15 protein-coding genes and 1 tRNA gene are annotated in these 13,431 nt (G+C 48.2%); 11 read left to right on the top strand and 5 right to left on the bottom strand.

All coding sequences use genetic code 11. The annotated features are described in order from the left end of the window. The first annotated feature begins 180 nt into the window (after nt 1-180). The 8 genes from BUB16_RS07785 (at nt 181) to BUB16_RS07750 (ending at nt 7,906) form a co-directional block, all read left to right on the top strand. Nucleotides 181-645 (top strand): DinB family protein, encoded by a 465-nt coding sequence (locus BUB16_RS07785; RefSeq protein ID WP_084088122.1) that lies wholly within the window; start codon nt 181-183, stop codon nt 643-645. Nucleotides 646-699: 54 nt separating this feature from the next. Next, nucleotides 700-2,079 (top strand): alanine/glycine:cation symporter family protein, encoded by a 1,380-nt coding sequence (locus BUB16_RS07780; RefSeq protein WP_350354134.1) that lies wholly within the window; start codon nt 700-702, stop codon nt 2,077-2,079. 311 nt (nt 2,080-2,390) lie between these two features. Continuing rightward, the gene (locus tag BUB16_RS07775; RefSeq protein ID WP_073061841.1) at nt 2,391-2,891 is read left to right on the top strand and encodes an ankyrin repeat domain-containing protein; all 501 of its coding nucleotides are present in this window, start codon (nt 2,391-2,393) and stop codon (nt 2,889-2,891) included. 453 nt (nt 2,892-3,344) lie between these two features. Beyond that, nucleotides 3,345-3,926 carry a crossover junction endodeoxyribonuclease RuvC gene (gene ruvC / locus BUB16_RS07770; RefSeq protein ID WP_073061838.1) on the top strand — a complete coding sequence of 194 codons (582 nt, stop codon included), beginning with the start codon at nt 3,345-3,347 and terminating at the stop codon, nt 3,924-3,926. A 109-nt stretch (nt 3,927-4,035) separates the two neighbouring features. Then, nucleotides 4,036-4,635 carry a Holliday junction branch migration protein RuvA gene (ruvA, locus tag BUB16_RS07765; protein ID WP_073061834.1) on the top strand — a complete coding sequence of 200 codons (600 nt, stop codon included), beginning with the start codon at nt 4,036-4,038 and terminating at the stop codon, nt 4,633-4,635. Nucleotides 4,636-4,752: 117 nt separating this feature from the next. Continuing rightward, nucleotides 4,753-5,433, top strand: coding sequence for a response regulator transcription factor (locus BUB16_RS07760; protein ID WP_073062347.1), 681 nt, complete (start codon nt 4,753-4,755; stop codon nt 5,431-5,433). Further along, nucleotides 5,430-6,530 carry a sensor histidine kinase gene (locus tag BUB16_RS07755; protein WP_073061831.1) on the top strand — a complete coding sequence of 367 codons (1,101 nt, stop codon included), beginning with the start codon at nt 5,430-5,432 and terminating at the stop codon, nt 6,528-6,530. Before BUB16_RS07760 ends, BUB16_RS07755 begins: the two co-directional genes overlap by 4 nt. A gap of 290 nt (nt 6,531-6,820) precedes the next feature. After that, nucleotides 6,821-7,906 carry a mannose-1-phosphate guanylyltransferase gene (locus BUB16_RS07750; protein WP_073061826.1) on the top strand — a complete coding sequence of 362 codons (1,086 nt, stop codon included), beginning with the start codon at nt 6,821-6,823 and terminating at the stop codon, nt 7,904-7,906. 63 nt (nt 7,907-7,969) lie between these two features. Here BUB16_RS07750 and BUB16_RS07745 read toward each other — a convergent pair whose 3' ends face one another. From BUB16_RS07745 to BUB16_RS07735, 3 genes are read right to left on the bottom strand one after another with little or no spacing between them, the layout of a single operon-like run. Continuing rightward, complete coding sequence (locus BUB16_RS07745; RefSeq protein WP_073061822.1) at nt 7,970-8,728, bottom strand: MBL fold metallo-hydrolase; 759 nt, start codon at nt 8,726-8,728, stop codon at nt 7,970-7,972. Further along, nucleotides 8,728-9,033 carry a hypothetical protein gene (locus BUB16_RS07740; RefSeq protein WP_073061819.1) on the bottom strand — a complete coding sequence of 102 codons (306 nt, stop codon included), beginning with the start codon at nt 9,031-9,033 and terminating at the stop codon, nt 8,728-8,730. Before BUB16_RS07740 ends, BUB16_RS07745 begins: the two co-directional genes overlap by 1 nt. Before the next feature lie 9 nt (nt 9,034-9,042). Continuing rightward, a complete protein-coding gene (locus tag BUB16_RS07735) occupies nt 9,043-9,816 on the bottom strand; it encodes a hypothetical protein (RefSeq protein ID WP_073061816.1) in 774 nt (257 codons plus the stop codon). A gap of 52 nt (nt 9,817-9,868) precedes the next feature. On the opposite strand from BUB16_RS07735, the gene BUB16_RS07730 reads away from it, so the two are divergent. Further along, nucleotides 9,869-10,420: a glutathione peroxidase gene (locus BUB16_RS07730; protein WP_084088121.1), complete on the top strand. Its 552-nt coding sequence runs from the start codon at nt 9,869-9,871 to the stop codon at nt 10,418-10,420. A 356-nt stretch (nt 10,421-10,776) separates the two neighbouring features. On the opposite strand, the gene apaG is transcribed toward BUB16_RS07730, so the two are convergent. Beyond that, nucleotides 10,777-11,169: a Co2+/Mg2+ efflux protein ApaG gene (gene apaG / locus BUB16_RS07725; RefSeq protein WP_073061812.1), complete on the bottom strand. Its 393-nt coding sequence runs from the start codon at nt 11,167-11,169 to the stop codon at nt 10,777-10,779. Between the two features lie 472 nt (nt 11,170-11,641). Here apaG and BUB16_RS07720 point away from each other — a divergent pair. After that, nucleotides 11,642-11,715: transfer RNA gene (locus BUB16_RS07720), tRNA-Asp, on the top strand. Between the two features lie 279 nt (nt 11,716-11,994). After that, nucleotides 11,995-12,810 carry a dGTP triphosphohydrolase gene (gene dgt / locus BUB16_RS07715; RefSeq protein WP_073061809.1) on the top strand — a complete coding sequence of 272 codons (816 nt, stop codon included), beginning with the start codon at nt 11,995-11,997 and terminating at the stop codon, nt 12,808-12,810. Here the strand turns inward: dgt and BUB16_RS07710 are convergent. Beyond that, on the bottom strand, nt 12,802-13,431 hold a 630-nt coding region (locus BUB16_RS07710; protein WP_170864323.1), incomplete at its 5' end, for an IS3 family transposase. The two genes, dgt and BUB16_RS07710, sit on opposite strands and share 9 nt — an antisense overlap.

Here is a 13,431-nt window from a genome sequence, read left to right as displayed (position 1 = left end):
AGCCCTTGAAAAACCAGGGATTTTGGTCAAGGTCACGGCCCCGGGAAGGTTGTCCTCGCAGGATATAGCTCACAGGTGGGGATTTCAACCGACCGATAACGCCGACATTGGGCAAAAGAGCGATTTTGCAAAGGCTTCATATAAACCATTAACGTTTAATCATAAACCATCCATAACACTATGCATCCTGCAGATCGATTGCTTCGTTTGTTTTCCTACGACATATGGGCCAATGATCAGATTCTGTTAACCCTGCAAGACCATCTGGATTTTCCGGGCGCCGAGCAGGCTATCTCCTATTACGGCCATATTGCCGGCACCCAGGAGGTATGGTACGATCGTATTCAAGACCTGTCGAACGAAGACCTGGAAGTCTGGCCCGACTACGGGTTATCCGTTGCCCTGCAAAAGCTGAAAACCTATACAGAGAAGTGGCGGTTGCTGATTGAAGAGAATCGCTCCGACCTGGACCGGAACATCTCCTATATGAATTCCAAAGGGCAGTTTGAAACGCCGCTTTCCGATATCCTGCATCACCTTATTATCCATGGTCAACACCACCGGGCACAAATAGCCAGTCTGCTTCGCAAAGCGGGTATTGCGCCCCCGGGGACTGATTTCATCTTTTTTTGCCGATCTAATTAGTATATTCACACTGCTTGATAATCAATATGATTAAAGTTATACGAGGTATCCGTTCTGAAACTTATTGAAGAATATTTGGCTGCGTTTTCAAGCTTTATGTGGGGGATGCCGCTGGTGTATTTGCTGGTGGGCGGAGGATTATTTTTTATGATCTACTCCCGCTTCGCTCCCTTTAAATATTTTATCCATGCCCTCGAAATATTACGCGGAAAATACGACAACCCGGATGACCCCGGGGACATCTCCCACTTTGAGGCACTCGCCAGTGCCCTTGCTGCCACGGTCGGCATGGGGAACATCAGCGGCGTTGCCGTTGCCATCTTTATGGGCGGTCCCGGCGCGCTCTTTTGGATGTGGGTGAGCGCCTTCGTGGGAATGGCCACCAAATTCTTTACCTGCTCGCTTGCTATTTTATACCGCGGCAAAGACTCGGCGGGCAAAATTCAAGGGGGCCCGATGTACGTGATTACCGAAGGACTCGGCAAAAAGTGGAAACCGCTGGCGGCCCTCTTTGCCGCCGCCGGCATCTTCGGTCCCCTCCCGATCTTTCAGGCCAACCAGCTCACCCAGATTCTTCGGGATACCATCTATATTCCCCAGGGCTGGGTCGCTGCCAATGCGCACATGGGCGGCGATCTTATCACGGGACTGGTGCTGGTGGTCATCATTTCCTTCGTCATATTCGGCGGCATCACCCGCATCGGGAAGGTCACCTCGCGGCTGGTTCCGGCCATGGTTGTCATCTACGTGAGCTGCGTGCTGGTCATCCTAGCCATCCATATCCAGGAGATCCCCTATTATTTGGGACTTATTTTTACCGACGCCTTTACCGGGAAATCCGTAATGGGAGGCGCGGTAGGTTCACTGATCGTCATAGGAATCCAGCGGGGGGTATTCTCCAATGAGGCAGGGCTTGGAACCGAGGCCCTGGCCCACGGGGCTGCCAAGACAAAGGAGCCCGTCCGCGAGGGACTCGTTGCCATGCTGGGCCCCGCTATCGATACGATCATTACCTGTACCATGACCGCCCTGGCCATTTTGGTCACCGGCGTATGGAAATCCACCGAAGCCAACGGCGTAACTCTTACCCTTAATGCATTTAACGAAGCACTGCCGGCCGTTGGCACGTACCTGCTGGTCATTTGTGTGGTCTTCTTCGCCATCAGTTCCATGCTCACCTACTCCTATTACGGCACCAAGTGTCTCGGGTTTCTGATCGGGGCCGAACGACAACACTGGTACAATTACTTTTATGTGGGATCCATTGTTTTCGGTTCGGTCGCTTCAATCGGGGCCGTCATCGATCTCATCGACGGAATGTTCGCCCTCATGGCCATCCCCACGATGATTTCCGGGCTTATCCTGGCCCCCAGGGTCATGGAAGCGGCGAGGGATTATTTTGCAAGAATCGGCACCTTCAAGGAATACAAGTGACCCTTTATTTCGGGGGCGGATAGCTTGCCGCACAGCTTTTTCGGATCTTCATCGTTCCTTTATATTAGACTAAGGCCTGCCTGTTTATCTAATTCAAAGGTACTATAACGATATCGGTATCAATTAGCTTTTTATCCTTTCTATATTCAGTTATTAAGGTAGCCTGTCCCTCCCCCCTAAAGCTTTCTGTTTTACATCATTAGCTGGTCCTTGCGTAACCTTCCGTTGGTAAGGTTCGTATCTTTGGGCTCACTAATTGAGAGCGCAGACAGCTCTTATAAAATAGATAAAAACAACGTTCCATATTACCTATGAAAACTTTCAAAGGATTAATCTTGTGCGTCAGCCTAACCCTTTTAGTGGTACCTGGTGCCGGAGCTAATTCTAACACTGATACTATTACCGTTAAAACTGACACTCTTAAAGAAAATATATTTGAGGCCATTCGCAGTATTGACTATACCAGCATCAACGTATTGCTTGCGGAAGAAATGGATGTCAACATCATCAACCAGCAAGGCAACACTCCGCTGATGGTAGCTGCAGAGGTTGGCAATCTCCGTATCCTGGATATCATACTCACTCACAACCCTGATATCAACGTCCGCAACCAGGAAGGAAAGACGGCGTTGATGATTGCAGCAGAAACGGGGCAAACACATGTTGTTGAAAAACTGCTGGTTCACGACGCTGATCACATGCTAAAAGACAACAATGATAACACAGCATTAACATTGGCCTCAACCTACGGTCATAATGCAGTGGTAAATTATATCAAAGAAATGCGAACGCAAACGACCTTTGCCAAGTAGCATTTAAAGGACCGACATGTACCTTGCAAGTCCCGGTGAAGATCCGCCGGGACTTTTTTTATTATATATTTAAGAGGTTTATTGCAAACCGCATCATGCTGAATTTAGTTCAAAGCCTGCTGCAGGAAAACATGGCGATAGATTATAGAAGACTTCCAAAACCGCTCCGTTGCCAATTACTGCATTTTCGCGCATTTGACATCCTTACATATGCTTTATTGGCTGTGGTTTTAAATACGCTCAGGGGTTGAAATTGACAATGATTCCCGATTTTTCAAAACCTTCTCCAAAAGTATCATTCCAAGTGATCCTGAAAACCCTGGTACATCCCAATTGCATTTGGTTCACCATGACGTTGTGGACTTTACAAAGGATTCTATATGTTAAGAATTAAGCATATGGAATGGTGCGGGTAATCTGTTATATTTTAAGAAACCGGAGGAACGAACTGTTATGGCTGACATTTTTTTAGGTATTGATCCCGGATCCCGCACGACCGGCTATGCTGTTCTCACCAAAGAAAACGGCAAGCTGGTTGCCATGCGCTGCGATACCATCAATATGGCGCACATGGACGACCACGCCGATCGTCTGCAACATATTTTTGACAAAGTATCAAAGATTATCGCTTCTTTTCATCCCACCAGCTGTGCCGTCGAGACCCCCGTTTATGGCGTCGATCCGCTCGCGATGCTCAAACTGGGACGCGCCCAGGCAGCCGCCATGCTGGCGATCACGAATAACAGCATTCCGGTCACCGAATACTATCCCAAGCAGGTAAAAAAATCCATTACCGGCAATGGCAATGCCAGCAAGGAACAGGTCGCTTTTATGCTACGCAAAATGGTAAAACTGCCGGAGGAAAAACTCTCCAAAGATGCCACGGATGCCCTTGCCGTAGCCTGGTGCCACCTGATGAAACAGAACAGCATTCAAAACCGGATTCCGAAATCGAACAAGAAGACGCATCAGAATAACAGCACCTCGAGCTGGGAGAGCTTCGCAGCCAATAACCCCGATCGAATTTCAGAATGACAGGACCCCGACCATGCGTGAAGCAACGAACAGAAGAACAATACCTGCAACCCTCCGCGGCGGTTTACGCCTTATTCATTATTAAAGAAAAACAGTCTACCTAACAGCCATGATCGCATACTTGAAAGGCACGGTTCATTCCAAGTCAGAAAACCAGCTTATCCTTGAGGTACGCGATGTGGGATATCAGCTGGAAATATCGACGCAAACGCTGGAACAGCTTCCCCCGCTGGGAGAAGAAGCTGAGCTGCTGGTCCACCACCATATCACCGACAACGACCAGCGCCTGTTCGGGTTTTTAGGCCAAAATGAAAAAGATCTTTTTGAGCTGCTGATTACGGTCAAAGGCGTGGGACCCAAACTGGGACTGACAATCCTGTCGGGGCTGCCTGCCGAAGAGATTACCGGCGCGATTGTGCAAAAGGATAAAGGCAAGCTCTCCCAGATTAAAGGCATCGGTAAAAAAACAGCCGAACGAATGATCCTGGAGCTAAAGGACAAAGTGTCCGAAATGGTTGATGCGACCTATACACAAGCAGCCGGTTCCGTCTCAGGAAACCTCAAAGGAGAAGCGGTCTCGGCCCTGCAGTCGCTGGGATTCAAGAAAAGAGACTCTGAGAAAGCCGTTTCCATGGCCGTTAAGAATGGGAATTCAGCACAAAATGTACAGGAGCTGGTCAAAATGGCCCTTGCTCAGCTTAATACATAACAATAATTTAACACACTGTGGTTTTAATTTGAGACGGGCTCTTTGTAGTATTAACGGATAACGTTAAGATTACTATTTTTCTCATATCACGTAACTTTTACAACTAATCTTTTGCCCGTGCCTGACAGAAAAACAATTTTAGTCGTCGATGATGAACAGGACCTGCTCGATCTAATCGAATACAACCTCAAAAAAGAAGGCTTCGATGTTCTGAAAGCCGAAGATGGACTGGAGGGCATTGATATCGCCCGCAAGCACCGGCCCGACCTGGTTCTTCTGGATATCATGATGCCCAAAATGGACGGACTTGAGGTGGTGGAGCGCATGCGCAGTGATAAAAAAATCAAGCGCATTCCCATTATCTTCCTTACGGCCCGGGGCGATGAAAAGACCGAAGTAGAGGGACTCGACAAAGGCGGCGACGATTATATCACGAAGCCCATCAGCACCACCAAACTAATTTCGCGCATAAAAGCGGTACTGCGCCGTTTCGAGGAAACCGAGGAAATGGCTGACCAGATTAATGTGCACGACATCGTAATTGACAAAGACCGGTATATAGTGACCCAGGGCGAAGAAGAATTCCACCTGCCCCGAAAAGAGTTCGAACTCCTGTACTTTCTGGCCAATCGCAAAGGCAAGGTTATGGATCGCCAGACGCTGCTTAACCACGTATGGGGCGACAATGTGTATGTGGTTGACCGAACGGTGGATGTACATGTTCGCAAAATTCGTGAAAAACTGGGAAAGGAGTATATTGAAACCGTTAAAGGAGTCGGATATCGCTTTAAAGAATGAGGAAATCTCCGTTTACCAAATCATCGCGCCTCTCCTTCAGGGCCGGCCTGTTTTCAGCGATCGGAGTCGGTGGAGTCAGCATGGGCTTGTCTTACTTCTTTTTTGAAAGCAGCCTTGAAAATCTCCTTTTCTTCGGGCTCCTGTTGATGATCCTTACCTTCGGTATCGTCTACGCCATCACCTACCGGATGCTTATCAGGCGCATGGAAACCCTTAACCGCATTAACAGGAATATCGCCCGCAAGCGGTTTGAGGACTACGATAACCTCTCTACCGGGGGACACGATGAGCTTGACTACCTCATCAAGCAAACCATCCGGGCCAGCAAAACGGTAGAGCGCGAAATCCAGCGGCTCAATCGTATCGAAAACTACCGGAAAGAGTTCATCGGCGATATTTCACACGAGCTCAAAACTCCTATTTTTGCAATCCAGGGTTTTATCGAAACCTTGCTCAATGGGGCTATTGATGATGAGGAGGTCAACCGCCGGTTCCTGAAAAAAGCCATGCGCAACGTCAACCGCCTGATCTTGCTCACCAAAGACCTGATGGAAATTTCCAAGCTGGAGACCGGGGAGCTGAAGTCGGAAGTGCAGAGTATTTATCTCCACAATGTGATCTCGGATGTGGTAGACAATCTCCAGTATAAAGCACAAAAAGAGAATGTGACGCTGGAAATGGGAGCGTTTAATGAAAATACCCTGGTTCGCGCCGATCGCAACCAGATCAAACAGGTGCTCATCAACCTGGTCGAAAACGCCATCAAATACAATGTGGCGGGCGGATCGGTGACGGTGAGCGCCCAACCTTTTTCCAATGATCCCGGCAAGATGCTCGTCTCCGTAAAGGATACCGGCATCGGCATTGATCAGCAATATATCGAACGCGTGACCGAACGCTTTTTTCGCATTGATAAATCGCGTTCCCGTGAAAAAGGCGGGACCGGACTCGGTCTGGCGATCGTAAAACACATCATGGAGGCGCACGGGGAGGAATTCTTCATTGATAGCGCTCCAAACGAGGGCTCTACCTTCAGTTTCACCCTTACCAAAGCGGAGGTGGAGCAAACACGTCCCCCTGTCGACTCCGTAGGGTGAATCGCCTCCAATTTCGTGACAAACAGCCTTTGAATATTACGAAGAGACCTTTAAAACCAGTGGAGGGTGTTCAATATCACCCCCTGAGCGATCTCAATGCCATAGTGGATAGACTACAGGTGAGGATTTTGAAATAGCAAAAACGCGGAAACCGGGCAAAACAACGGTTTGCAAAGGTCTCTGTAAGATAGGAAAAAAGAGCCGGCGAGATCTTCGCTTCACTATTGCCGCAATATTAGCTACTTTTCCTTACATACAGAATTCATCCTCTTTAACTTGTATTATATATTATGCTGCATGCTGTAATTATGGCCGGGGGATCCGGCACCCGTTTTTGGCCGCGAAGCACCCGGGAACATCCCAAACAATTTTTAACCCTCTTTGGCGATCGCACGATGCTGCAGGCCACAGCCGATCGCATTGCGCCCCTCATCCCTTCCGAGCGGATCTGGGTCATCACCAACGACCGCTACGTGTCGCTGGTGCGGAAGCAGCTTCCGGAGGTCCCCCAAAAAAATATTGTGGGAGAGGCCGTTGCCAAAAATACGGCTCCCTGCGTTGCCCTTGCCGCTGCGCTTATCCGCGAGCAGGATCCCGATGGCACGATGGCCGTGCTTCCCGCCGACCACCTGATCAGCCAGACCGACAGTTTCCTCTCTATTTTAGAAACAGCAGACACCAAAGCCCGGGAAGGTCATCATCTGGTGACCATCGGCATTCAGCCCGACCGGCCCGAGACCGGATACGGCTATATCGAGTTTGATAAAGATTCTTCGGAAAGCTACCGGGGGCCTGATATAAAAAAGGTAAAACAATTTCGTGAAAAGCCGGACCAGCAAACCGCCCGGCAATTTATCGAGTCCGGTACCTTCTTGTGGAACAGCGGCATGTTTGTCTGGAGCGCCGGAACCATTCTCCGGGAATTCGGGCGGCATCTGCCGGACATAAAAAAGCAGGTCGACCAGCTGCGGCCTGCCATCGGCAGTGAAAACCAAAAAGAGGCGGTTGATGCCTTCTATCATGCATGTCCCTCAATCTCCATCGATTACGGCATTATGGAGCCGTCGGATGATGTTTTCGTAGTGCCGGGCTCCTTTGGCTGGAACGATGTGGGAAGCTGGAAGGCCGTTTATGAGCTCCGTGACAAGGACCGGGACGGCAATGTTATTCAAGCCGACAGCGCCGCGCTGGCCGGCGCCACCGGTAACCTCATCCAAAGCGACAGCGGCAAGATGATTGCTCTGGTGGGCGTGGAGAACCTGGCCGTGGTTGAGACCGAGGACGCTATCTTGGTATGCAACCTGGATGAAGCGCAAGGCGTCAAGCAGATTGTAAACCAGCTCAAAGAAAAAGAAGAAACCAAGAAATTCCTGTAGAGGATAAAACCCCGCGTACAGTCAATTCCCCTGCTGCTCTCCCTGGCAGTTTCACAGCGTTACTTATAGTTCAACCGTAAGCTGGTCGTAGGCCAGACTGATCCCGTCGGGGAGCTTTTTGTTACTCTCCTCATGGTCAACATACCCGTTCATATGCACCAGGTAGGTCCGGGGAACCTCCAGCTCCCGGGCCACCTCAACCGCCTGGGGGATTGTCATATGCGTGGGGTGGTCGGGCTCCCACCGCAGTCCGTCCAATACCAGGACCCGGGATCCCCTGATCCGTTCTTTGGTCTCCCCGGGAATCACCTTGACGTCACTGAAATAGGACAAGTCGTTAATCCGGAAGCCGAGGACATCGACATTCCCGTGCCTGGCAGGCAGGGGCGTAATCGTGGTATCCCTGAACGAAACAGGTTCCGCCATTTCAATCAGGTCCAGCGACGTTGCTCCACGGTAGCGATCGGGACCAAACATATAGTCGAAGCGCCTCCGTATGGAAAGAATCCCATCCTTTGTGGAATAGACCGGCATACACTTGTTTTGCTCAAAACAGAAGGGCCGCAGGTCATCCAGCCCGGAAATATGATCCATATGCTCATGGGTAATCAGCACCAGGTCGATATGGCTTAAACCCGCCCGGAGGGTCTGCAGACGAAATTCCGGCCCTGTATCGATGACGATAGACGTTTGTTCGGTCTGCACCCATGCGGAGCAGCGCCAGCGAATATTCCGGGGGTCAGCACTGAGATGTTCCCGGCCGAATCCGCCCGCAACGGGAACCCCCATGGATGTACCGGTACCTAAAAATGTTATCTGCATTACTCCAGGTCTATATCTAACTCTTCAATTTCACGATCCTTAAACTGCTCAAAGCGCTCCCAGAGCTCCTCCAGCTGCCTGCGTACAGCAGGCTTGATATAAATATCGTGCAGCGGCTGATCCTGAAGCACTCTCGCCAGCAGGCCCACCTGCTGCTGTTCCGGCTTTTTCTTGTTGAGTACCACCAGCTTTTCCCCCTCCATCACACAGGAATCTCCCCGAAAGGTTCCCTTTTCCTTGCGGATGGTGTAGCCCGCCTGCTCGACCAGCTGTTCCAACTCCAAAAGTAGCTGCTCTGTTTTCATAACGATGAACTAAAAGGTAATTCCCAGCTGGATGCTGTGTCCCTGCATCCGGTAGTCATATTTCTCTTCCTCCACATTGTAATTGCGCAAATCGTATTTATACCCGGCGCTGAGCCCCACGTTCCCAAAAAGCCGGTCGAAATAGAGCCGCCCCTTCAGGGCCACACTTCCCAGCGAGCCCCCGAACAGTCCACCTGATGCAAAGGTAAAGCCGTAACTCGGTATGGCTCCCACCCGGATGCGCATATTCCGGACCGGACGTGCATTGGCCTGCAGGCCCGCCCCGGCTGTTACGCTTCCGAAGCGAAACCGGTCCAGGCTGATGCCCGTCCTTTCGTTCGTGATATTGGTGAGCCGCGACGATATGCGCACCGGGAGCAGCAGGCTAAATTTCTCTGTGAAATAGAGCGGAAAGCCAACGTTGATATTTCCTCCCACATCAAAATAGGCAACGTCGTCGCTGCCCGTAATGTTCCCCCCCGTTCCCAGGTACAGGTTCAACATCCGGCTGCTGTATCCCACCCGAAGGACCGGGGCATCATAGGCAAACTGGCCGGCTTCATTCGTATTTTGGCTTCCTTCATAGGTTACCGTTGTCGGTTCATAACCAATATAAAGTTCGTTAACCGGCTGCCTGAACTGCGGGGGTGCCTCTTCATCCATCGAAAACATCTGTGCTCTCACCACCCCGGCCGAGCTCAATAAAAAGCACACCGCGAATACGATTACAGCTGCCTGTGACCGAAACTGTGAATACCTGCGTTTGAGGGAATGATTCATCATAAAATTACATTTATTATTTACTATTGCGCTTTAAAATAACGGTTTACAACCTATGAAAACACTCGGATTACTGATTATATTTTCACTGATGAGCTTAACTATCGCAGAGAAGCCTGTAGATTCCGTCCATAACTTTAGTTTGACAACGATTGACGGCAAGGAAGCCTCACTCGACAAATATAACGGAAAGGTATTATTAATTGTAAATACGGCCTCGGAGTGCGGCTTTACCCCTCAGTATGAAGGCCTGCAAGCGCTTTACGAAAAGTACAAGGATGAGGGGCTGGTCGTACTGGGGTTTCCCGCGAACAATTTCGGGGGACAGGAACCGGGTACGGATGAAGAAATCAAGCAGTTTTGCAAGGTAAATTACGATGTATCTTTCCCGATGTTTTCAAAAATATCCGTCAAGGGCGAGGACCAGCATCCCCTCTTCAACTATCTCACATCGGCTTCTAACCCCGATTTTACGGGTGAAATCAAGTGGAATTTCGAAAAATTCCTGGTCGATAAAGAGGGCACACTCGTCCGCCGTTTCCGCAGTGATACGACACCAAAAAGTAATCAGATTTTAAAGGCAATAGAAACGGCTTTGGAGAGTTAATATACTGTATCCCTAATACATCCCATCACCATCCCGACAGAGGGCCGTAACTGATACTTACGGTCCTCCTTTTTTTATAGAAAGCTCTACAAAAACCGTTCTGTGGCCAATCTATTGCATGTTAAGTGCATTCAACATTCCTCACATGTGCTAAACCCGGGTTATTCACGAAACAGTAAGAATTAAGCCCTTAATATTGTTTGGCCTATCAACCATTAAGCATAGCCCAAATTTCTTGGTGGCTAATCCGGGTGAAATATTGCGGTTTTGAATACGTCCAGGGGTGATATTAATCAACATTCCTTTTTTTTCAAGGGTATTATATAAAGAAGACGCTTTCCTATATTTATCTGCCTTTAATTTAATACGTGTGATACCAGCCGAAATTTCGGGATTCTCACCTTCAGCTGCTCCCCGTCGTCTGACTGCATGGTATAAAACCCCTTCATACTGCCCCGGAACGACTTTAGCACACAAAAACTGTTGTACGTGTGTTCCCCGCCCGGTTCTATCGTAGGCTTTTGCCCGATTACGCCTTCCCCGTCCACCTCGTGCGTGCTGCCCGAAGCGTTTTCAATCTCCCAGTGACGCCTGAGCAGCTGCACGGTCCGGGACCCTAAATTTTTGATCGTGATGAAATAGGCAAATACATGTTTATGTGCAACCGCATGGGATTCTTCCTCGAGGTAAATCGGTTTTACCTCGACGCTGATATCGTGCGATACTTCAACAAATGTTGGTTGATACATACGAAATTCCTTGGTTTATACCTATGGTAACTAAATTCTTTCAGTGAATCAAAAGTTTTAAATATACAATGTTCGATGCAGACTCCTGTAGTGTAAAACAGAAAAACGTTTTTCTTCATGACAGCCCCGGGCTTCAAACTTTCCTCTTTTGACCCCGAGACAGAGTCGCCGGAAAGTTCTTTTGATTAAATCAAATTTTGACTTGACATGGGAGTCGAAAGGTCGTTATATTCAGAGCTCTCATTCGGTCCGGTGATTTGACTTAGTTCAGGTACGAAATCACGATTACGAACCATCTGTGAGACTGGCCGGCAACAGGCTGTTTGCTATTGACGAATTAAAGTGCGTCCTTCAGCCGCCGGTCACGAAGAAGAACAGAGCGGTTTTTTTCTTCTGTACTGAAACCCGGTGTGGTAATGTGACAGTCCGAATGAGGAAACGATAGTGACGTAAAAGAAATTAAGTATTATACGGTCCGGTAGTTCAGCTGGTTAGAACGCCTGCCTGTCACGCAGGAGGTCGCGAGTTCGAATCTCGTCCGGATCGCTCAACGATAAGCCGCTATCTCGCAATGAGTTAGCGGCTTTTTTGTTTTATGAAAATTCTTTCTATTTATGAGTCGAACGCTCCTCGGGACAGCTGGGGGACAGCCCATCTCTCGTCACCTCTCTCTAATTTCATTTCGATATCATTGAAATTTTTGTTCGACGGTAGCGGGTTTCTCTCGCAACAGTCTTACATAAGTTCAGAAACATTAAAGGTAGCTTGATTAATCTATTTCAATAGTATTTATTACTAAATTAATATTAAATACATAGACTTGTAATGGATTGGAAAAAACTATTATCTGAAGAACGCCTTAGACCTTCTACAAGAGATAGCAGATTTGAAGGAGATAAAAGAAATGAATTTGAAAGTGATTATGGAAGAATCGCTTTTTCTCCAGCAATTAGAAGAATGCATGATAAAACTCAAGTTTTCCCTCTAACTACAGATGATAATATCCATACAAGGCTGACACACTCAATTGAAGTTCAATCTGTTGCTAAATCAATTGGTTTTGATATTTGTAGTAGGGACAAGTTTCTGAATCATGTTGAAGGCGACTTAGAAGGTAATTTAAAAAAGGAACAGACACTTAAAGAGTATTTAATTAGAAGGATTCCGACAATTCTCGCATCTACTGCCTTTTGCCATGATATTGGGAACCCTCCTTTTGGTCATTATGGCGAAGATATAATTCAAAACTATTATAAAGAATTGTTTTCCAAAGAGGAATATAAAGAAATTGACTTAACCAAAGAACAAAAGGAAGAGTTTATAAATTTTGATGGAAATGCTCAGGGTTTTCGCGTCTTAACTAAACTCCAGATTTTAAGTGACAGATTTGGCTTAAACCTTACAGCTGGTACTTTAGCATCTTTTTTAAAATATCCTTGTACCTCTAGAGAATATAATTCAGAAGAGAAAGGTGATTACAGTAATAAAATTGGAGTCTTTGAATCAGAAAAAGAGCATTTAGATAAAGTCAGGGAAAAAACTGGCCTAGAAAAGGAAAGGCACCCATTAGCATTTCTAATGGAAGTGTCAGCTTCCCCATTTTTTGGGCCACTTAAAAGTAGAGGATTTCGGTTAAGGTAGTAGTTCTACCGGTGTTTTATACCCCAGCGATTTGTGGGGTCGATTGTGGTTATAATCATATTTCCATTGCTGGGTTTTCTCTCGCACTTCGCTCAGGGTTTTAAATATATAAGCGTTCAGCAGCTCCGAACGAATACTGCCATTAAGCCGCTCAACGTAAGCATTTTGCGTTGGTTTGCCTGGCTGTATAAAGGCCAGGGTAAGATTATTGTCTTTGCACCAAAGGTCTAATTTTCGAGAGATAAACTCCGGGCCGTTATCCACCCGAATCATCTGGGGCAGCCCGCGGGATTCTTTCAGGTTTTCCAGCACCCGTATCACCCGTGGGGCCGGCAGCGAGGTATCCGTTTCGATCCAAAGCACTTGCCGGTTGTAGTCATCGATCACATTCAACATGCGAAACGTGCGTCCATCCCAGAGGCTGTCATGCATAAAATCAAGGCTCCACACCTCATTGGGTCCTTCGGGCTGGAACAGCTGCTGTTTGGCACGAGCCGGCAACCGCTTCTTGGCCCGGCGACGGATATTAAGCCTCAGGGCCGTGTAAACCCGATACACCCGTTTGTGATTCCAGGGGCGACCCATCGCCCGCAGGCGGTGATGACATTGCCAGAAGCCAAT

This window comes from Fodinibius roseus, from assembly GCF_900129315.1.
GTDB lineage: Bacteria > Bacteroidota > Rhodothermia > Balneolales > Balneolaceae > Fodinibius > Fodinibius roseus.
The sequence above is the reverse complement of the archived record's forward strand: the minus strand, read 5'-3'. Positions and strand labels throughout refer to the sequence as shown.